Origin of the sequence: Labrenzia sp. THAF187b (genome assembly GCF_009363375.1) — a bacterium.
GTDB classification, from domain to species: domain Bacteria; phylum Pseudomonadota; class Alphaproteobacteria; order Rhizobiales; family Stappiaceae; genus Roseibium; species Roseibium algicola.
Map to the genome: position 1 here is coordinate 1000110 of NZ_CP045344.1, position 20963 is coordinate 1021072.

The following is a 20963-nucleotide window of genomic DNA, read 5'->3' on the forward strand; positions in this document are numbered from 1 at the left end:
AAGGTGCAATCGTTCCGCTGAAAAGTGGGCCATGTGCCCGCCGGTTTCAATTTCTACCGATCACTAAAAAGTCGGGTCCAGGGGAACCGTCGTGCGGGACGCACTGTCTTGATGCCTGTTTCAGCCCGGCAGCATGGTTTCCCGGCGCGTCCGTGCGGTGCGGGCTTCCTCCATCAGCCATTTTCTAAAGGCAGACACCACCGGCCGCATCGTCCGCCCCTCCGGATAGACGAAATAATACGCTGTCTGCTGTGACAGGGAGAGGTCGAAAAGCCGGACGAGACGTCCTGAGGCCAGTTCCGCCTCGACGAAAAAACGTGGGATCAGCGCGGCTCCGGCGTGGTGGATCGCAGCCTCGGAGATCATGACGAACTGTTCGAAACGCGCGCCTTGGAAGGCGGCATCTGTTTCCACGCCTGCAAGATCAAACCACTGCCGCCAGGCAAGCGGACGTGTTGCAAGCTGCAGGCGCGGCACGCGGGCAAGATCGGCGGGTGTGCGGATCTGGTGCCGATCGCGAAAGACGCGTGAGGCAACGGGGATGACTTCCTCGTCGAACAGCCGCTCGGCGATCGCCCCCGCCCAGACCGGGTCGCCGTGGTGAATGGCGCCGTCAAACGGCTCCTCGTCGAAATCGAACGGCTGCAGGCGCACACTCAGATTGAGGCCAGCGTCCGGATACCGGCGCCCGAAATCGGCAATCCGCGGTGCCAGCCAGCGGGTGCCAAAGGTTGGCAGAACCGCAAGGTTGAGGACGTCCGCACTGCCGGCGTAGGACATCACCTGCCGCGTGGCCGCGGTCATCTGTTCCAGCGCCCCTCGGATGTCGTGAAGGTAGATCCGGCCCGCGTCGGTCAGGACAATGCGCTGGCGAACCCGCCGGAACAGCTCGACGCCCAGCCTGTCTTCCAGCTGGCGAACCTGCTTGGACACTGCGCCCTGTGTCAGGTGCAGTTCCTCCGCGGCGCGGGTAAAGCTCAGATGCCGGGCGGCACATTCGAACGCAATCAGCGTGTCTGCCGGCGGGACGAAGGCGCGCCGCATGGCAAATTCCCCTACTTCATTCCATTTCGTCATGAATGATGGACGAGGTTTCGCTTTTACGCAAACGGATTTGAGGCAAGACTAGAGGAAATAGAATGACCCTGGCCGTCAAACGGCCGCACATCATTGGCCGGATCACGGCCTGGGAGACACGACCATGAACGCACCCGCGAATGTTAAGTCCTCACCGGCCGGTGGCGGCTCCTTCGACTGGCAGGACCCGTTTCACCTGCGCGAACAGCTGAACGAAGACGAACAGCTGATCCAGGATACGGCTCGCGCATTTGCCCAGGAAAAGCTGCTGCCGCGCGTCATTGAAGCCTACCGCGAGGAAAAGACCGACCGGGGCATCTTCATCGAGATGGGTGAACTCGGCCTTCTGGGCGTTACCCTGCCGGAAGACTACGGCTGCGCCGGTGCATCCTATGTCGCTTACGGCGTCGTTGCCCGCGAGATCGAGCGTGTCGACAGCGGCTATCGCTCCATGATGAGCGTGCAGTCCTCGCTGGTCATGTACCCGATCTATGCCTACGGTTCGGAAGAACAGCGCCAGAAATACCTGCCCAAACTGGCAAGCGGCGAATTTGTCGGCTGCTTCGGCCTCACCGAGCCCGATGCAGGCTCCGATCCGGCCGGCATGCGCACCCGCGCGGAAAAGATCGACGGCGGCTACAAGCTGACCGGCTCGAAGATGTGGATCTCGAACGCTCCGATCGCAGATGTCTTCGTCGTCTGGGCGAAGTCGGAAGCACATGACGGTGCCATCCGCGGCTTCGTGCTCGACAAGGGCATGAAAGGCCTCACCGCACCGAAGGTCGGCGGCAAGCTTTCCCTGCGCGCCTCCATCACCGGTGAAATCGTCATGGACGGTGTGGAAGTGGGTGAAGATGCCCTGTTGCCGAATGTTTCCGGCCTGAAAGGCCCGTTCGGCTGCCTCAACCGCGCACGCTACGGCATTGCCTGGGGCGCAATGGGCGCTGCAGAAGACTGCTGGACCCGCGCCCGTCAATATGGCCTCGACCGCGAACAGTTCGGCCGCCCGCTGGCACAGACCCAGCTCTTCCAGAAGAAGCTGGCGGACATGCAGACCGAAATCACGCTCGGCCTGCAGGCAGCGCTGCGTGTCGGCCAGCTGTTCGACGCCGGCAAGGTGGCGCCGGAAATGATCTCGCTGATCAAGCGCAACAACTGCGGCAAGGCCCTGGATATCGCCCGCCAGTCTCGTGACATGCACGGCGGCAACGGCATCCAGGAAGAATACCACATCATGCGCCATGCCCAGAACCTGGAAACGGTCAACACCTACGAAGGCACGCATGACATTCATGCGCTGATCCTCGGCCGTGCACAGACCGGCCTGCAGGCGTTCTTCTAAGACCCTGAAGTCATGACATTTGACGCGGGCGGCCAAGCCGCCCGTCTCTCGTTCGGTTCTCTTGAAAAGGGTTTGCGTCAGCAGGCCCGTTGTTTTTCCTGACAGCGCTTGAGGAGGCTCCATGGCGGACCAGACTGCGGATGTCGTCATCGTAGGGGGAGCCGTCATGGGCTCGTCCGTCGCCTGCCACTTGGCCATGCGCGACGATTTTTCCGGACGCATCGTCGTTATCGAGGCGGATCCCGCCTATGAAACCTGCGCTTCCGCGCGTTCGGCAGCGTCCATTCGCCAGCAGTTCTCCAGTGCCATCAACATCGAGATTTCGCTTTACGGCATCCGCTTTCTGCGGGAGATCGGAGCAGCGCTCAACGTGAACGGCGACAGGCCCGCTATCGACCTTCACGAGGGTGGCTACCTTTTTCTGGCGACGCCCGACAAGCTCAATATCCTTCAGGAAAATCACCGCCTGCAGCAGCAGCTTGGCGCGGATATCGCCTTTCTTGACCCGGACGGTCTCAAGGCGAAGTTCCCCTGGCTGGAGGTTTCCGACCTTGCCGCAGGCTGCCATGGCGTCACAGGCGAAGGCTGGTTCGACGGCTATGGCCTGATGCAGGCCTTCCGCAAGAAGGCCCGGTCGCTGGATGTTGACTACATTGCCGCAAAGGCCAGGGTGGCATCCGACGGCAATGGAGGCTGGAGCGTTGAGCTATCGACGGGCGAGAGACTTTCGACATCTGTCGTCGTCAACTGCGCCGGTGCATCCGGCGGAGCCGAGCTTTGCCGTCAGGCCGGAATGGACGTGCCGATCGTTTCCAAAAAGCGCTGCGTCTTTACCTTCGAATGCAAGGACAAGCTGGAGCGTTTTCCGCTGCTGATCGATCCGAACGGCACCTATGCGCGTCCGGAAGGTACCGGCTATATCTGCGGTTCGGCGCCGCCTGAAGATCGCGATCCGGACTGCCACGATTTCGACGTCGATTATGGCCTTTTCGAAGAACATATCTGGCCGACACTGGCAACGCGCGTTCCCGCTTTCGAGGCAATCCGACCGGGAGCCGCCTGGGCCGGCTGCTATGACATGAACCTCTTCGACCACAACGCCTTTGTCGGCGCAGTGCAGGGGCTGGACGGGTTCTATCTGGCACTCGGGTTTTCAGGACATGGTCTGCAGCAGTCACCCGCGGTTGGGCGCGGCCTTGCGGAACTGGTCGTGACAGGCGGCTATCAGACACTGGATCTCTCTCCGCTGGCGTTCGACCGGCTGGCTGCCGGAACACCGATTATCGAAAAGAACGTGGTCTGACCGTCTGAAGCTTACTCGGCCACCAGCAAGGGCGTGACAGGTCCGTCCTCGACCTTGCTCGTCTGGGCGCTGGATACCTTGGGCAGGGTCAATGGATTGGCGGGGCTGATCTCCGCCTTTTCCGGTGCCGCGTCAGGCGTTTCCGCCGAAATATCGTCCGGAATTTCTGCCGCGCCTTCCGTCAACGCTTCGGCATTGTCGGTGACCGGACCAGCGTTGCTGCCGCTGTCTTCAGCGTCCGCCGTCTCCACCAGTGGCTCTTCCACCGGTAAGGGCTGGCTCTCAATCTGGTTCTGGCCAGATGAAGCACCGCCCACCGACGTCCAGTCCACCAGCCGGGTCATTGCATCCTGCAGGACAGCCGTCAGACGGGCCATTCGCACCTTGTCCGGCTCGAAAGGCGGTGATTCATGGCGCAGGTAAGAGCGTTGTGCCAGCAGCAACGTCATCGCATGCAGGCCGCGGTCCGGTCGACCGAACGTATGGGTGATGAAACCACCCCGGGTCTGTTCGTCGACGCTGACCGTATACCCTTCCCGCCCCTTGAACGAGCCGACCAGCACATTGCGCAGGTCCGGATCACATGACGTTCCATCCGCTGTGCCGATACTGACCAGCGGCAGTCCATTTTCGGTCACGCCCTTGATGTTCGAGCGCATGGACTGGCAATCGAGCACGATCACCTTGCGATGACTGCGCAAAAGCCGGTCGATCTGGCGGCGCAGGGCCTTGTGGAAGGGTGTATAGAAAAGCAGCGTGCGTTGTTCGATCTCGGTCGGGCCAGGCTCTTCGCCTTCCTGATAAATGCGTTTGCCATCCAGCGTGGTGGCGGGACACAAGGCGCGCGTTGGATCCTGCGCAGCGCTGACAGGTGTCTTGGGATCGCGGTCCAGATCGACAACGTAGCGGGAAATGGTGGAGCGCAGCACTGTCGCGCTCAACTCTCCGTGAAAGTCGAACACACGTTCCAGGCGCCAGGCAAGATCGGCCTGAAGACGGCCCGTAGCGTTCAGCCTTTTTTCGACAGCGTTCGGGATCTCCGTGCCCGAATGGGGCAGGCAGACAACCAGCGGGCTTTGTCCTTCTTCAACCAGGATCATGCTGCAACGCCTAAACGACGAGACCAAACGGTCTCTAACTTGGAGAATTTACTTAACGGAAACAAGACATTTTCTTTACAACCAGAAGACACGTAATCGCACCCGCAACAAGGCCCGGTCGAATAGATCATTGTTTCCAGCAGCTTGCCAACCCTTATTGCCTGCACCGCTTCTGGGTGAAAGCCGTTTCCGGTCTGAAGCTCTCTTTCCCACACTATTTCGCGGTCGCACAAACCGTCGTGTTGCGCATTTTAATCCAGCGGGCTGCCCAACCGGCATCTTGACGGATGCCTGCAGGCGGGCAATTTTCACATCAACACATCTTTCGGCGGCCAAGGCCGTCCCATCCCCTTCCGTTCAGGAACTGCCTTCAAACGAGGACCCCGCCATGACGCTTCGCAATGGCAAAGAATTTCTGATGATTCCAGGACCGACCAATGTGCCGGAGGAAGTCCTGCGGGCCATGCACCGGCCGGCGGTGGACATTTACGAAGGCCCCTTGCTGGAAACGACCGGGTTCTGCCTGCACGGTTTGCAGCGTCTGTTCCGGACCGAAGGCAAGACCTACATCTACGCAGCCAACGGTCATGGAGCCTGGGATGCCGCCCTGTGCAACACGCTGAAGCGTGGCGACAAGGTGCTCGTGCTGGAGTCCGGCCGCTTTGCGCTTGGCTGGGGAGAAGCTGCCAACGTGCTGGACCTCGATATCGAGGTTCTGCCCGGCGCCTGGGACAAGGGTGTCGACCCTGCCCGCCTGCAGGAACGGCTGAAACAGGATACCGCCCACGAGATCCAGGCCATCCTGGTGGTTCAGGTCGATACGGCCTCCGGGGTCTGGAATGATATTGCCGCCTTGCGCAAGGCAATCGACGCAGCTTCACACCCTGCCCTGTTCATGGTCGACACCATTGCCTCGCTAGGCTGCATGCCGTTCGAGATGGACGCCTGGGGTGTCGATGTGGCGCTGACGGGATCGCAGAAGGGCCTGATGTGTCCGCCGGGCCTCTCTTTTGTTGCCGCCGGCCCGAAAGCCGACAAGGCACATGAAACGGCGGAGCTGCGGACCAACTACACCGACTGGACTTTCCGGCAAGGACCGGAGCACTACCAGAAATACTGCGGAACCCCGCCCGAGCACCTTCTGTTCGCCTTTCACAAGGCCCTCGATCTCATTTTCGAGGAAGGGCTGGAGAAGACCTGGCACAGGCATGCCCTTCTGGGTGAGGCAACCCGGCAGGCCGTTGCGGTCTGGGCGGAAAAGGGCGCGATCGACTTCAACATCACCGACACGCATGCCCGCTCGAACTCCGTCACCGTTGTGCGGTTCAATGAAGGCGACGTGGCGGCGCTCAGAAGCTTCACCAAGGAAGTCTGCGGCGTCACCATCGGTGGAACGATCGGCGAATTGTCCGGCAAGGGCATCCGCATTGCCCACATGGGCCACGTCAACGCCGTCATGCTGCTCGGCACGTTGTCAGCCATTGAACTCGGCTTCCAGAAACTGGGCATTCCCCATGGGCGGGGCGGAGTGCAGGCGGCGATGGATTACCTGGCAGGAGCCTTGTAAAGCTTTGGAGAAATAACGGCTTTAATATTGAAGCAACTTTTCTTTAAATCACCTCTCAGACTACAAAACAATAAGTGCATTTAGAATAAAAAATTTACTCTACCAATGGAGAGAATGTTGAATATTATTAAATTCGCCAAAATTATCCTTGAACGAGGCTCTCAACTCTTCGGTATTTTGGGTGGAATTGCTGCAGTTTACGCTCTTTTACAGCCAGGTGCAGCAATTGATTTTTTGGAAAAACTTCAAAACTCCAACTCCGAAATATCAGAAAACACAAATAAAATAGAGAAAAATACTAAATCGATAGAAGAAAATACAAAAGCAACAGCACAAAATATTCCCTATTGGCTGAATTTAAAAATTTTGAATACTAATAGTTTCGGCGGCTTTGACGTTACATACGAAAACCCTACGAATTTCAGTGTGAGAGAGGTAACTTTCAGATTTTTTCAAGGGGAACGAGAAGTCAAAGAACTTAAGACGATACTTCCTCCCAAAGAAACACTGACGACTAGTCTTACTACCTACAGTGAGTATCCTGCATCAGAGTATACTATTTGTGTTTCTGGAGTAATTGAAGCAACTGGTGACAAGGTATACGAACGCCGAGTGTACCCCTTTAGCGAACAAGACGTATTCATCCGCTACAATTCGATGAAAGACTACGTTTTTTCAGAATACCCGACAGGTATTTGCAGTTAGTTTTCGCGAGAAGGTTGCTGTAGCATCGTCACTTGAAGTTAATTCAACCAGATCAAATTCGCTGCCTATCCACCTTCTCAAAGCTTTTCCTCCAGCCGGTCGCAGATCGTTTTCAGAACCTTGATCCGGGCATGGCGCTTGTCCTCGGAGGAGACCAGCGTCCAGGGGGCGTAGTGAGTTGATGTGCGATCGATCATGTCGCCGGCGGCGATGGCGTATTGGTCCCATTTCAGGCGATTGCGCCAGTCGTCATCCGTGATCTTGTGCTGCTTGTAGGCCGTGTCCTCGCGCGCCTTGAACCTGCGCAGCTGCTCGTCCTCTGAAATAGCGAGCCAGAACTTGCAGACAATGTAGCCAAAGTCCGTGAGTTCCTGCTCGAACTCGTTGATTTCGTTGTAGGCGCGCAGCCAGTCGTCGTGTCCGGCATATCCTTCGACACGCTCCACCAGCACGCGTTCGTACCAGGACCGGTCGAAGATGGCGAAATGTCCCTTGGCCGGCACGCGCCGCCAGAAGCGCCACAGGTAAGGGCGGGCCTTTTCCTCGTCGGTCGGTGCCGAGATCGGGTGAACCTTGTAGATGCGCGGATCGAGCGGACGGATCACCCTGCGGATCGCACCACCCTTGCCGGCGGCATCATTGCCCTGAAACACCAGAACAACGCCCGTCTTGGACAGGGACTTCATGTCCGACAGATCGGACAGTTGCTTCTGGTACTTGTCACGAAGCTCTTCGTATTCCGACTTCTCCAGCTTTTCCGTCAGGTCGATGGTGTCGACCGCCGTCTCGCGCTTCAGGCCGCCGACCACGGGAGGTGCGGCAATCGAATGCGGTTCACCGTCCTCCAGCTTCAGCTTCATGGCATTGGCAACCGTTTGTGCCAGCGCGGCATCCCGGTACTCGGGATCCTGCGAGGGGATGACAAACCAGGGCGCGTAGCCCTTGCTGGTTTCCAGAATGATCTTTTCGCCGGCCTCGCTCGCCTTCTTGTGGTGCTTCAACGCCGCCCAGTCGGCCAGCACATGGCGCGCGGCATGTTTTTTCTCGATGTGCTTCAGCCGTTCTTCCTGTTCCTTCTTGGGCAGGTAGAACCAGAATTTCAGGATAAGCACATCCTCGTTGGCGAGCATTTCCTCAAACCGGCGGATCCGGGTCAGGGCCTTGTCGAAGGCGTCCTCGTCGATCTTCTTGTAGATCCAGTCCCGCAGAACGGTCTGATACCAGCTCCCGAACACGATGGCCGTCTCGCCCTTGGGCGGCAGATCGCGCCAGTAGCGCCACAGCGGCGGGCGCAGCCGGGCTTCGTCCATCAATTCGCCATAGGCGTTGCAGACAAGATGGCGCGCATCCATCCAGCCGTAGAGCCGGGCAACCGCTTCGCCCTTGCCCGCGCCATCCAGGCCATCAACCAGGATCATCGTCGAGAACGGCTGTTTCTCGACAACGGGCAGCTGGGCTGCCAGCAGCGCCTCGCGCAACTGCGGCTCCAGTTTCTTGAAGGTTTTCTTGTCCATGTTCTGCGGCAGGCGGGCGGATTCAAACATGAAGACCTCAAAAGAAAAGACGCACTGGCTGCATCTTGAAACAGCCGCACTTAAAAAACCATCTCTTGCTTCAATGTTCCCGAATGGCAGGAGATTCCAATTTTTCGCTATCGGATGGAAGAAGGCGCAACTATATGAAGCGGTAACCGTTTCCTTCACGTCTTTGAAGGCACCCGGCATTTGACAGTTTTTCACTTTTCTCGACCAACACGACCGACCCCGTGACCGAATTTCTTGATCCTGTTCTGACCTTCATCGCGGAAAACCCGTCCCTGGCAGGTCTGATCTGTTTTCTGGCCGCCATGGGCGAAGCGCTGTTCCTGATCGGCCTTTTCGTGCCGACGACGGTGGTGCTGGTGGGCGCCGGAACGCTCGTCGGGCTCGGCAAGCTGGATCCCGTGCCGCTGTTCATCTGGACGACCCTGGGAGCGACCGCAGGTGATGCGATCTCCTACTGGATCGGCTACACCTTCAAGGACAAGATCAAGACCATGTGGCCGCTGAACAAATATGCGGACATTGTGGAAAGCGGCGAGAATTTCTTCAAGAAACACGGCGGCAAGAGCGTCTTTATCGGCCGCTTTGTGCCTGGTGTAAAATCGGTGGTTCCAGGCATCGCCGGCATGGCCGGCATGAATTTCACCCGCTTTTCGGTGGTCAACGTCACCTCAGCCTTTGCCTGGACGATCGTGCATATCGCCCCCGGTATCATTGCAGGTTCCGCGCTTGATGCCATCGGCCAGATCAGCGGACGACTGGCCCTGGTGCTCGGCGCTCTCCTGGTCATCGTCTTTCTGGCGGTGATGCTCGGCCGCTGGCTGATCCTGATTGTCCTGCCGCTGTTTCCCAACACCCATGCGGCCATCGTCAAACGCTTCGCCAAGCGTCAAGACCGGGTATCCCAATGGATCGCGCGCAATTTCGACCCCGCGCATCCACGCTCGGCAGGCATGCTGGCCTCGGCGCTGATCCTGCTGATTTCCTTGCCGGCCTTCTTCTGGATCGTTGGAGAAATCGCCCCCGGCGAACCGATGGTGCGGGCCGACCTTGCCATCCTGAACCTGTTCGACAGCCTGCGCACGCCGGTCGGCGACCGGATCATGGTGTTCGTGACATCGCTCGGCGACGGGATCGTCGTTACCGCCGTCACCGTTGCGGTTGCCGCCTATCTGTTCCTGAGGAAAGCCTGGCGGCGCGGCATCGGCTTCGTCATCGCGATGGCCGGCACCGCCATGTTCGTGCCCCTGTTCAAGCTGATGCTGCATCGCTCGCGGCCGATCGAGCTTTATGCGGGTGCCGACGCCTACAGTTTTCCCAGTGGCCATGCGACGCTGAACGCGGTGCTCTACGGCATTTGCGCGGTGTTGATCGCCCACGATCTCAGCCGTTGGGCCAAGGCCAGCATTTTCACCATCACCGCGACACTGGTCATCACCATCGGCTTTTCGCGCGTCTACCTTGGCGCTCACTGGATGTCGGACGTCCTGGCCGGACTGTTGTTCGGCATTGGTATGGTCTCCGCCTTCGCCTTCGTTTTCGGCCCGATCCACAACGAGAAGATCGGCCGGACGACACTTGCCGTCATCGTCGTCGCTACACTCGGCATCTTCGGCGCCTGGCACCTTTCAGGCACCTATGACAAGGCACTTCAGATCTATGAGCCGCGCACCAACACCGAAGCGCTGACAGCAACGGGCTGGCTGGCAGGCGGGTGGCGGGCATTGCCTGCCCATCGGATCGAACTGAATGGCGATACCGAGGAACCGCTGGTGATCCAGTACACCGGGTCCCTGGACCGCTTTGCCCAGGCTGCCGAAGCCGATGGCTGGCAGAAACCGCCGAAATGGTCACTCTCGAGCGCAGGCGGGTTCGTGGAAGGCAAGACACCGCCGGATTCCCTGCCGATCCTGCCCCGAAGCCAGAACGGGCGCCAACCATCACTCGTTCTCATCCGCAAGGATCATTCCGCCGACGCAGACAAAAGCGGACGCTGGGTGCTGCGGCTCTGGCCGAGCCGCTATGCCATCCTGCAAGCGGGCAGCCTGCATCCGCTGTACCTCGGCAGCGTGGTACATGAAGATATCCTGCGACCGATGGGCGAGTTCTCCGGTCCAAAAACGGATATCGAAACTCCGGACCCGACCGACAATCCGGCCCATCTGCTGCCTGGCGCGATAACGCGAAAACGAGCGGACGGTACCGAAGTCGTGCTCGGCTTCAGCTTTGGTCCGGTACCTCCGGCTGCGTCCGGGGTTCCTGCAAAAGATACGCCCGAGGCTGCACCGCAGGCTCAGTAATCTCGCCATCGCAGCGGTTCGGATCTGGTGCCTGCAACACTTTCCGGACCAGCCCCTTGCGCTGGTTTAGAGACGGTTGATCTGTTGAGCCTTCACACAACGCGGTCCCAAAAATGTCCTATTGGGCCACCATTCTCTTGCAGAACCTCTTCGGATCCAGGCTTCACTTCACGCTGCACGATGTCGTTATTTCAGTGGGTTAGGCACCGGTGGCGGAGTTTGTTTTTCGCGTGTCAGATCCCCATTCCCGGAAGCCCGATCGAAAATTACCCCTTGATACTTTTTTCGTATATTCATATATTTGAATATACGAAAAAAGTATCAAGGGCACATCATGACTGACTTTACACCCCTTATGAGTTTCCTGGGTGGAACGCTGATCGGCGTTGCCACGGTTGCCCTGATGGCTGTGCTCGGGCGCATTGCCGGCATCAACGGCATTGCCAGCGGCTTTCTGACAACGCAGTTCAACCAGGACTGGGCCTGGCGCGCCGCCTTTCTGGCCGGCATGGTCGCCAGCCCGCTGATCATGCTTGGCCTAACCGGGCAACTGCCGGAAATCACCGTGCCGTCCTCCCCGCTGCTGCTGGTGGCCGGCGGTTTTCTGACCGGTATCGGCACGACCTATGGCTCCGGCTGCACGAGCGGCCATGGTGTCTGCGGCATCTCGCGCCTGTCGGCACGGTCCATCGTGGCAACCGTCACGTTCATGGCAACCGCGGGTGTGACCGTCTACCTGACCCGCCACGTCTTTGGAGGATAACGGCATGAAACTTCTTTCCGCTTTTGCCATTGGCCTCCTCTTCGGCTGCGGCATCCTGATCTCGGGCATGGGCGACCCCGCCAAGGTCCTGAACTTCTTCGATGTGGCCGGCACCTGGGACCCGAGCCTTGCCTTCGTGATGGGCGGTGCGCTGCTTGTCACGGCCATCGGCTATCGTCTGGTCTTCCGGATGAACACGCCGCTGTTGGCACAGGGCTTCAACCTGCCTTCGAAAACCGATCTCGACGCCAAACTGATCGGCGGCTCCGCGGTTTTCGGCATCGGCTGGGGCCTGAGCGGTTTCTGTCCGGGTGGTCTTGTTCCGGTGCTGGGCCTGGGCATGGAGCCTCTGCTGACCGCCGGTGCTATCGTTGCCGGCATCTTGACCGCAAGATGGATGATCGCCCTCGGCCATCGCCAGCAACCCGCAAAAGCCTGACCCGGCTCGGCCGGCAAAAACAAACGGGAGACTGTTATGAGCAACTCAAACTATCCGGTCGACATGGGTGTCAAACCTGACGTCACACCCTTTTTCGATCCGGCCACCAACACGATCAGCTACGTGGTCAAGGACCCGGCTTCCAACGCCTGTGCCGTTGTCGACAGCGTGATGGATATCGACTACGCCGCCGGCCGCATCACCTATGACCATGCCGATCAGATCATCGCCTATATCCGCGAGAAGGATCTCAAGCTGGAATGGCTGATCGAGACACATGTTCATGCCGATCACCTGTCGGCAGCGCCGTATATCCAGCAGAAACTGGGCGGCAAGCTGGGCATCGGCGACAAGATCACCGTCGTCCAGGAGACCTTCGGCAAGGTGTTCAACGAAGGCACGGAGTTCCAGCGCGACGGCAGCCAGTTCGACCGCCTGTTCCGTGACGGAGACGTCTATCAGATCGGCGAGCTGACCGCCTTTGCCATGTATACGCCCGGCCACACTCCGGCATGCATGGTGCATGTGATGGGCGATGCCGCCTTTGTCGGTGATACGCTGTTCATGCCCGATGGCGGCTCGGCTCGGGCCGATTTCCCGGGCGGTGATGCGGCAACACTTTACGACAGCATCCAGAAGGTGCTGGCCCTGCCGGACGACATGCGCCTGTTCATGTGCCACGACTATGGCCCGAACGGCCGCGACATCCAGTGGGAGACCACGGTGGGTGCCGAGAAGGAACACAACATCCACGTCGGCGGCGGCAAGACGAAAGAAGAATTCGTCAAGTTCCGCACGGAACGCGATGCCCAGCTCGACATGCCGAAGCTGATCATCCCCTCGCTGCAGGTGAACATGCGCGCCGGCAAGCTGCCGCCCGCGGATGAAAGCGGCAAGACCTTCCTGAAAGTGCCGGTCAACGGCCTCTGATCGAGGCCAATGAACGGCCCCTCTAGCAGAACCGAAGCAGGCGGCTGATCCCCGTGAATCCACGCGGGGAGGGCGTCTGCAGAAAATCGGTCGAGACTTCATCGCCGGGAGGAGGCGGACAGGACCCATGAAAGCAATCAATTCCCAGATATCGGTAGCTCCCCAGGTAAAACCCGAGGACATGGCCGACTTTGCACAACAGGGCTTTCGCTCGGTGATCTGCAATCGCCCCGACGGAGAAGGTGCCGACCAGCCCTCGTTCGAGGAAATCGAAGCGGCTGCCGGCAAGCTCGGAATGGAAGCGCGGTATCTGCCCATCGTTGCCGGCAAGGTGGGCGATACGGATGCCGAAGAATTCGGACGGTTGATGGAAAGCCTGCCGAAACCGATCCTGGCCTATTGCCGGACCGGTACGCGCTCGGCAACGCTCTGGTCGTTGTCCCAGGCCGAAAAGCTGCCACTCTCCGACATCCTCTCCAAAACCAAGGCCGCCGGCTACGACATGGCTGGCGTGGTGCGGCGCATCGCCAACGGCGGCCGCACGCCGACCGAGACTGCCGAGGATGCGCGTTTCGACGTTGTCATCGTGGGCGGTGGCGCTGCCGGCATCTCGGTGGCTTCCAGTCTGCTTTCCCGCAAGTCGGACCTGGAAATCGCCATCATCGACCCGGCAGACGTTCACTACTACCAGCCCGGCTGGACGATGGTCGGCGGCGGCATCTTCGAGGCCTCGGACACAGCCAAGACCATGGGCTCCCTCATTCCGAAGGGCGTTCACTGGATCAAGTCGGCTGTCGCTGCCTTCGAACCGAAGGACAATGCCGTCGTTCTGGACGGCTGCCGTGTGGTCAAATACGGACGGCTGGTGGTCTGCCCGGGCCTGAAGCTCGACTGGCACAAGGTCGAAGGCCTTGTCGACACGCTCGGCAAGAACGGCGTGACGTCCAACTATCGATACGACATGGCCCCCTACACCTGGCACCTGGTGCAGACCATGAAGGCAGGACGGGCGCTGTTCACCCAGCCGCCCATGCCGATCAAATGCGCCGGTGCGCCGCAAAAGGCCATGTATCTTTCCGCAGACCACTGGCTGAAGTCCGGCACTCTGGACAAGATCGACATCCAGTTCATGAATGCCGGCGGTGTGCTGTTCGGCGTGAAGGACTATGTGCCTGCGCTGATGGATTACGTGAAGCGATACGATGCCGGCCTGAACTTCTTCCACAATCTGGTTGCCGTCGACGGGCCCGGCAAAAAGGCCGTCTTCGAGGTGAAGGAACCGGAAAAGGATCCACGCCAGGTGGAAGTCGAGTTCGACATGATGCATGTGACGCCGCCGCAGACGGCGCCCGATTTCATCCGCGTCTCGCCGCTGGCGGATGCCGCCGGCTGGGTCGATGTCGACCAGTCCACGCTGCGCCACAAGACCTTCGACAACATCTGGTCGCTCGGTGATGTGATGAACGCACCGAACGCCAAGACGGCCGCAGCCGCGCGCAAACAGGCACCGGTGGTCGCGGAAAACATCGTTTCCGATATCGCAGGGCACAGCGCGACAGCCCAATATGACGGCTACGGATCCTGCCCGCTCACCGTTGAACGTGGCAAGATCGTCCTGGCCGAGTTCGGCTACGGTGGAACGCTGTTGCCGAGCTTCCCGCGTTGGCTGGTGGACGGGACCAAGCCAACGCGCACTGCATGGCTCCTGAAGGAGCGCATCCTGCCTCCCATTTACTGGCGTGCCATGTTGCGCGGCAAGGAATGGCTGGCCAAGCCGGAAAAAGTATCGGCAGCATAACAAGCCCGGGAAACGGGCCCGTCATACCAACCTGCAACTCGAGCCGGCTTCCCGGCTCGAGTTTTTACCAGCCCCGACAAAGGCCAAGAAAAATGATCCGCCTAAAGCGCTATCTGCCCATTCTCGACTGGGGCAAGAGCTATGACAGGGAAACGGCGACAAACGATCTCGTTGCGGCGGTGATCGTGACGATCATGCTGATCCCGCAGTCTCTTGCTTATGCGCTTCTGGCTGGCCTGCCCCCCGAAGTCGGCCTTTATGCATCCATCCTGCCGCTTGTCGCCTACGCCCTGTTCGGCACCAGCCGTGCGCTGGCCGTCGGGCCGGTTGCCGTGGTCTCGCTGATGACGGCTTCCGCCGTTGGCGAACTGGCCAGGCAGGGCACCCCGGAATATCTGGGTGCCGCCATCATTCTCGCTTTCCTCTCGGGCCTGATGCTGATCGCCATGGGCCTGTTCCGGCTCGGCTTCCTGGCGAACCTCCTGAGCCATCCGGTGATTTCCGGCTTCATCACCGCGTCGGGCCTGCTGATTGCTTCCAGCCAGCTCAAGCACATCCTCGGCGTCAAGGCGAACGGGCATACGCTTTACGACATCCTGGGCTCCATCCTGCAGCACCTTGGCGAGATCAACTGGATCACCTTCGCAATCGGCGTATCGGCCACGGCCTTTTTGTTCTGGGTGCGCAAGGGCCTGAAGAAACTGCTGCTCGGCATGGGACTGAAACCGTTCTTTGCCGATATCCTGACCAAGGCCGGGCCAGTGGCAGCCGTAGCGGTGACCACGATCCTGTCCGCCGTCTTTCAACTCGGCGAGAAAGGCGTGCGTGTTGTCGGGGACATTCCCTCCGGCCTGCCGGTGCCGCATCTGCCAGCCTTCGACAGCGAATTGTGGCTGGCGCTTGCCGGTCCCGCGCTGCTGATTTCGGTTATCGGTTTTGTGGAATCCGTTTCCGTAGCGCAGACGCTGGCAGCCAAGAAGCGTCAGCGGATCGAGCCGGATCAGGAGCTGATCGGCCTCGGCGCCTCCAACATTGCCTCCGCCATTTCCGGCGGCTATCCGGTCACCGGCGGGTTCGCCCGCTCGGTCGTCAATTTCGATGCCGGGGCGGCAACCCCGGCGGCCGGTGCCTTCACCGCCGTCGGCATTGCGCTGGCCACCTTGTTCCTGACCCCGCTGCTGACGCATCTGCCGCAGGCAACTCTGGCCGCCACCATTATCGTTGCCGTGCTGTCGCTGGTCGATCTCGGCGCGATCAAGCGGACGTTCGCCTATTCGAAGAGCGATTTCGCGGCCATGGCCGCGACGATCCTGATCACACTGTTCTTCGGTGTCGAGCCGGGCGTGGTGACCGGCGTTGCCCTGTCGATCGCGCTTTATCTTTACCGCAGCAGCCGGCCGCATATGGCAATTGTCGGCGTCGTGCCGGGAACCGAGCACTTCCGCAATGTTGACCGGCACGCCGTGGTGACGGGTGACCGGGTGCTGACGCTACGGGTCGATGAAAGCCTGTTCTTTGCCAATTCGCGGTTTCTGGAAGACCGGATCTATGCACTGGTGGCCGAAAAGCCCGATATCGAACACGTGGTGCTGATGTGCCCGGCCGTGAACGAGATCGACGCCAGCGCCCTGGAGAGCCTTGAGGAAATCAACCACCGCCTGTCGGATTCCGGTGTTTCCTTCCACCTTTCGGAGGTGAAAGGACCGGTGATGGACCGACTGAAGCGGACCGATTTCCTGAAGCATTTGAGCGGGCAGGTGTTCCTCAGCCAGTATGACGCCCTGTGTACGCTCGACCCGCTGACGGCGCATATTTCGGAAAGCCGCACGCCGAAGAAAACTGCGAAGTCGAACCTGTGGAGCGGGCCGGAGATCTGATCCAGCTCCGGCGCCCTCTCGGTTGACGCCCTGGTTTCACCGACCTGAAAAATCACCTTCGACAGATCTGGTACGTCCCTCGAAAAGATCCTTGAGGGACCTGAATTCACGAAACAGGAAATCCGAAAGGACCCTGATCCTGGCCGTTTCCCGTAGTTCCCTGTGTGTCAGGAACCAGAGATCGCTGGCAAACTCCTCAATCGGCGCCGTCAAGCGGACCAATCGCGGATTGAGATCCGCCAGGTAGCAGGGCAACAGCCCGAGACCCACGTTGTTGGCCACGGCCTGTTCCAGTGTATGGATGCTGTTGACCTTGAGTGCAGGTTCCACGAACCGCTTCCGGTCCGCAAGCCATTTTGCCGTGGCAAGGTGCTGAAGGTCACCGTCCGGCAGGCAGAACGGCAACCGCTGCCGGGCAAGACATGCGTGAAGGGCTTCCAGGTCGGAGATCGGGTCCGGATCTACCTGGCTTAACGCCGACGGGTTGCCCGACTTCCGAAAAAACTCAGGGCCACAATATAGCGCGACCGCGATCCGGCACAGGCGCCGTCCCACGAGGCTTTCAGGCGGCTCGCCTCCCGCTCTCAATGCGGCATCGGCTTCCCGCTGGCCGATGTCAGCCATTCCGACGCCTGATCTGATATCAAGGCAAAGGTCCGGATACTGCTCCCGGAATCTTGACACCAGCGGCATCAGCGGTCCGGCAATGAGTGTATCGACCGTGGCGAGGCGAACCGTACCAGCCAGTTGCCGGTCTTCATTCGCGATCCGCGTCTCCAGAGACGCGATTTCCAGTTCCATCGACTTTGCAAGCGTCGCGGCATCATGGCCCGCAGCCGTCAGGGTCACACCGGTGGTATCGCGCCTGAACAACTGCGTACCAAGCCGATCCTCCATATCCCGCGCTCTCCGGAACACGGTCGGCGTGCTGGTTTCCAGTTGTCCGGCAGCGCCTGCGAACGAACCGGTCCGCTCCACCGCAAGGATAAAGCGCAGATCGTCCCATTTCAGTTTTAGCGGATTGGAATGCTGCATTTCATTTTTGTTACTACAAGCATTTCAGATCAGCAACTACTGTCCTCTCGTTCAACGGTGGTGAAGGGCACGGCAATCATGCATCCGGCGATCGGCAATCGGCCGTTTCCCCTTGCAACAGACCAACCCCGTTCCATCCCCAGACCTTGAGGAATTGCGATGTCCAAGATGATTTTTGTGAACCTGCCTGTTGCGGATCTTGCCGCTGCCACGGAATTCTACAAAGCAATTGGTTGCTTCCGAAACGACCAGTTCAGCGACGCCCAGGCGTCCAGCATGGTCTGGTCGGACACGATCACGTTTCAGCTACTGACGCGGGAGTATTTTGCCAGCTTCGTATCGCGGAAAATTCCGGACGCCCATCAGACTTGCCAGATGCTGCTTGCCCTTTCCCACGACAGCCGGGAGGAAGTCGACAATGTCATCGCGGCCGGGTCGGCAGCGGGGGGCGACGCGAAAGTACGGGACGTCATGGATATGGGCTGGCTTTACAACTGCGCGATAGCAGACCCGGACGGTCACATTCTGGAAATGACCTGGATGGACCCGGCTGGAATGCCGTCCGAAACTGAGTAAGAAGGCTGTTGCGGGAGCACTGGAACGCCTTGTGGACTTTGCTCTCCACCTGCCTGCGCCTGTTTCACGTCAAAGAGCGTCTGATAAACCGCCTGGAACAGGTTGGAGACCTGAGCCGGCCTGGCGACAAATGCGAAATATTGCCTGACGCCCCACTGGAAGATGGCTTTATCCTTGCCACCAGCCTCATTCTTCGAGACGCCGCCTTGCGGCTCCTCAGGATGAGCGTTTTGCACTCAGGCTCCTGGCTTCCAACCCAACCAGCAAAAGGGGGCATCAGTTGCTGTTTGACGACTGCAGGATCGGCACGATCTTCTCGCAGAAGCGGAAATGGACCGGCGGCTTTTCGCCTTCCTGAACCATGAGCCCTTCCGTACCACGGGGCCGAACGGTGACCAGTTCGATCGCCTCGCCGCCATCCGTCAGCAGGCAACTGATTGCCGCACGCTGGGTCATCTTGCCGCTCTTTTCGGCCCCATACACCTGACAGATGCGCCCCGGGGTTTCCAGAAGACCGCGGTAGATGGCCAGCGTGGAACCGGGCGCGCTTCGGTCGATCCGCGGAGCAGGACAATCCTGCAGTTCCCGCACCCATATGCCTTGCGCGAAATCCGCAAAACGCAGATCCAGTGCCCGCCCTTGCAGAAGGGGTGCGGATTTCGGCACCTGGAACATCAGGTCTCCCTTGCCTGCAAGCGCAGGCCCGCACGCAAACGCCAGTGCAACGCCCAACAAGGCATTTCGTGTGAAACCGTTCAACCGCTACCCCCTCCCGGAGTGACAAGATCCAACCGGATTATCCGATGCGCCGAAACATCGCGCAAGTTGGCAGGAAAGGTCAATGTCGCCAACGGCAAAACTTGCAAAAAACGAACAAATGTGGAACAAAATGCGCATGGAACCCGATCATCAGCCACTAGCGGGGCGGATTCAGCTGGATGACCCGCTCAAGGACGGACGTCAGTCGGAAACCGCGCTGAAGGTCTGGCGCGGGGCCGCGCGGCTGTTGCGACAGCTCGATTTCGCCTGCCTGCCGGAAGTCACTCTTGCCTCCGCCCGGCGGGCGGATCTTCTGGCGCTTGGGCCGAAACATGAGCTCTGGATAGTCGAGGTCAAATCCTCGATTGCCGATTTCCGGGCGGATACCAAGTGGCCGGACTACCGCCTTCATTGCGACCGGCTCTATTTCGCGACGCATCCGGACGTCCCGCTGGAGATCTTTCCCGAGGAAGCCGGGCTGATTGTTTCCGACGGCTTCGGGGCGGAGATCCTGCGCGAAGCACCGGAACACAAGCTGGCGGCGGCCACCCGGAAATCGGTAACCCACCGCTTCGCCCGCCATGCCGCACACCGCCTGCACAACCTGTCAGACCCGGACGGCGTTCGGTTGTTCCAGAGCTACTAGGGCCGACTTTCGTCTCACGCCCTTGCAACGGTTTCCCTGCGCCGGAGGCGAAGCACCAGGATCAGTGCGAGCAGCACCAGGACAGGAGCGGACACCGCAGCCAGACCCGTCCAGCCGATCCCCGCAAACAGCACGCCGGAGAGAAGCGAGGCTCCGGAGGACGAAACCGCAAGAAGCGTATCGTTGACGCCTTGGACCAGCGGCCTTTCCTCGTCGCTCAAGGCTGCCTGCAGCAAATGCGTTCCTCCGATGAAACCGAAATTCCAACCCACGCCCAACAGGACGAGGGCACCGTAGAATTCGAGCAGGCCGATGCCGGACCATGCCGTCAGCGCGGAAGCGAACAGGAGAACGAGCCCCAGGACGGCGATCCTGGTTCCACCGAAGCGGCGGATCAGAAACCCCGTGAAGAAACCGGGCGCGAACATTGCGACCACGTGCCAGCGAATGACATCCGCGGCCTGGCCTTCGGCGAACCCGCAACCGATCATCGCCAAGGGTGTCGGGGTCATCAGAAGAACCATCATCGCCTGTGACAAAGCTGCAAGCCCGATCGCTCCGACCGCCCCAGGATTACGGCTCAGGATCCGTACCGCGCTTTCCGCGCGCCTGTGGGCCACCTTGAGTGGCGATGCCGGCATCCTTAACCACCAGACCGGCAACGCCCCCAGAACTCCGAGCATGGCGATTGCAAGATAGGCTCCTGCCAGCGGTATCGGCGCCAGTGCGTCCTTTGCTTCATTGAACAGTTGCGGCCCCAGCAACGCGGCCACCAGTCCGGAAGCCAGTGTGAAGGAAATCGCCTGGGCCCGATGTTCGGCGGGAACCGCCTCGGAGGCCGCAAACCGGAAATAGTTCACGCTGATCAATGCGGCCCCAAGAGCCGCATGTGCCAGGCAGAGCAGGATGAAATTCTGCAGAACAAGCGCCAATGCCGCGAAGATACCGCCGAAGACCAGCATTGCCGCGCCAAGCAGGAAACCTGCTCGCCTGCCGAAGCGCCCCATGAAGAGAGATACCGGCGTTGCCACGATGATGCCGACCAGCATCTGCGTCGACGGCGGAGCGGTTGCGAGCCACACGTGGGGAGCCAGCCACCCTCCTGCCAGACCGCCAAGGATGATCAGCATCGGCATTGCCGAGCCGAGCACGATATTCGCAAGGAGAATGAGGAGAAAGTTTCTCGTGAGCATGAGGCCGTCCGT

19 protein-coding genes are annotated in these 20963 nt (G+C 59.9%); 13 read left to right on the forward strand and 6 right to left on the reverse strand.

The features are described 5' to 3' along the window. Positions 1-120: 120 nt before the first annotated feature. On the reverse strand, positions 121-1044 hold the full coding sequence (gcvA, locus tag FIV03_RS04640) for a transcriptional regulator GcvA (RefSeq protein ID WP_022999230.1): 924 nt from the start codon (positions 1042-1044) through the stop codon (positions 121-123). Between the two features lie 157 nt (positions 1045-1201). On the opposite strand from gcvA, the gene FIV03_RS04645 reads away from it, so the two are divergent. Then, positions 1202-2419, forward strand: coding sequence for an acyl-CoA dehydrogenase (locus tag FIV03_RS04645; protein WP_152508827.1), 1218 nt, complete (start codon positions 1202-1204; stop codon positions 2417-2419). Positions 2420-2540: 121 nt separating this feature from the next. Beyond that, positions 2541-3722: an FAD-binding oxidoreductase gene (locus tag FIV03_RS04650; RefSeq protein WP_152508828.1), complete on the forward strand. Its 1182-nt coding sequence runs from the start codon at positions 2541-2543 to the stop codon at positions 3720-3722. Positions 3723-3733: 11 nt separating this feature from the next. Here the strand turns inward: FIV03_RS04650 and FIV03_RS04655 are convergent, their stop codons facing one another. Further along, positions 3734-4822 carry an N-formylglutamate amidohydrolase gene (locus tag FIV03_RS04655; RefSeq protein ID WP_152508829.1) on the reverse strand — a complete coding sequence of 363 codons (1089 nt, stop codon included), beginning with the start codon at positions 4820-4822 and terminating at the stop codon, positions 3734-3736. 388 nt (positions 4823-5210) lie between these two features. Between FIV03_RS04655 and FIV03_RS04660 the strand changes: the two genes are divergently transcribed. After that, entirely contained in the window at positions 5211-6389 is a 1179-nt protein-coding gene (locus FIV03_RS04660; RefSeq protein ID WP_152508830.1) for an aminotransferase class V-fold PLP-dependent enzyme, read from the forward strand. Positions 6390-6503: 114 nt separating this feature from the next. Further along, the gene (locus FIV03_RS04665; RefSeq protein WP_152508831.1) at positions 6504-7094 is read left to right on the forward strand and encodes a hypothetical protein; all 591 of its coding nucleotides are present in this window, start codon (positions 6504-6506) and stop codon (positions 7092-7094) included. Positions 7095-7171: 77 nt separating this feature from the next. On the opposite strand, the gene pap is transcribed toward FIV03_RS04665, so the two are convergent. Further along, entirely contained in the window at positions 7172-8638 is a 1467-nt protein-coding gene (gene pap / locus FIV03_RS04670) for a polyphosphate:AMP phosphotransferase (RefSeq protein ID WP_075283379.1), read from the reverse strand. Between pap and FIV03_RS04675 the strand changes: the two genes are divergently transcribed. The 7 genes from FIV03_RS04675 to sulP all read left to right on the forward strand — a co-directional run bounded on the left by FIV03_RS04675 (position 8637) and on the right by sulP (position 16742). Continuing rightward, a complete protein-coding gene (locus tag FIV03_RS04675; RefSeq protein ID WP_152508832.1) occupies positions 8637-8822 on the forward strand; it encodes a hypothetical protein in 186 nt (61 codons plus the stop codon). The genes pap and FIV03_RS04675 overlap by 2 nt on opposite strands. 37 nt (positions 8823-8859) lie before the next feature. Next, positions 8860-10935 carry a bifunctional DedA family/phosphatase PAP2 family protein gene (locus FIV03_RS04680; protein WP_152508833.1) on the forward strand — a complete coding sequence of 692 codons (2076 nt, stop codon included), beginning with the start codon at positions 8860-8862 and terminating at the stop codon, positions 10933-10935. A gap of 334 nt (positions 10936-11269) precedes the next feature. Continuing rightward, positions 11270-11698 (forward strand): YeeE/YedE family protein, encoded by a 429-nt coding sequence (locus FIV03_RS04685; RefSeq protein WP_209009854.1) that lies wholly within the window; start codon positions 11270-11272, stop codon positions 11696-11698. A gap of 4 nt (positions 11699-11702) precedes the next feature. Then, positions 11703-12137 (forward strand): DUF6691 family protein, encoded by a 435-nt coding sequence (locus tag FIV03_RS04690; RefSeq protein WP_152508834.1) that lies wholly within the window; start codon positions 11703-11705, stop codon positions 12135-12137. A 36-nt stretch (positions 12138-12173) separates the two neighbouring features. Continuing rightward, positions 12174-13067 (forward strand): MBL fold metallo-hydrolase, encoded by an 894-nt coding sequence (locus FIV03_RS04695; protein ID WP_022999239.1) that lies wholly within the window; start codon positions 12174-12176, stop codon positions 13065-13067. A 127-nt stretch (positions 13068-13194) separates the two neighbouring features. Further along, on the forward strand, positions 13195-14865 hold the full coding sequence (locus FIV03_RS04700; protein WP_022999240.1) for a bifunctional protein tyrosine phosphatase family protein/NAD(P)/FAD-dependent oxidoreductase: 1671 nt from the start codon (positions 13195-13197) through the stop codon (positions 14863-14865). Between the two features lie 92 nt (positions 14866-14957). Beyond that, the gene (gene sulP, locus FIV03_RS04705) at positions 14958-16742 is read left to right on the forward strand and encodes a sulfate permease (protein ID WP_152508835.1); all 1785 of its coding nucleotides are present in this window, start codon (positions 14958-14960) and stop codon (positions 16740-16742) included. 36 nt (positions 16743-16778) lie between these two features. Here sulP and FIV03_RS04710 read toward each other — a convergent pair whose 3' ends face one another. After that, the gene (locus FIV03_RS04710) at positions 16779-17777 is read right to left on the reverse strand and encodes a LysR family transcriptional regulator (RefSeq protein ID WP_152508836.1); all 999 of its coding nucleotides are present in this window, start codon (positions 17775-17777) and stop codon (positions 16779-16781) included. Positions 17778-17936: 159 nt separating this feature from the next. Here FIV03_RS04710 and FIV03_RS04715 point away from each other — a divergent pair, with 159 nt between their 5' ends. Further along, entirely contained in the window at positions 17937-18353 is a 417-nt protein-coding gene (locus FIV03_RS04715; protein ID WP_152508837.1) for a lactoylglutathione lyase, read from the forward strand. 276 nt (positions 18354-18629) lie between these two features. On the opposite strand, the gene FIV03_RS04720 is transcribed toward FIV03_RS04715, so the two are convergent. Continuing rightward, entirely contained in the window at positions 18630-19112 is a 483-nt protein-coding gene (locus FIV03_RS04720; RefSeq protein ID WP_152508838.1) for a hypothetical protein, read from the reverse strand. A gap of 136 nt (positions 19113-19248) precedes the next feature. Here FIV03_RS04720 and FIV03_RS04725 point away from each other — a divergent pair, with 136 nt between their 5' ends. Further along, on the forward strand, positions 19249-19758 hold the full coding sequence (locus FIV03_RS04725) for an MmcB family DNA repair protein (protein ID WP_077293228.1): 510 nt from the start codon (positions 19249-19251) through the stop codon (positions 19756-19758). Positions 19759-19772: 14 nt separating this feature from the next. Here FIV03_RS04725 and FIV03_RS04730 read toward each other — a convergent pair whose 3' ends face one another. Continuing rightward, the gene (locus FIV03_RS04730) at positions 19773-20951 is read right to left on the reverse strand and encodes an MFS transporter (protein ID WP_152508839.1); all 1179 of its coding nucleotides are present in this window, start codon (positions 20949-20951) and stop codon (positions 19773-19775) included. Between the last annotated feature and the right edge of the window lie 12 nt (positions 20952-20963).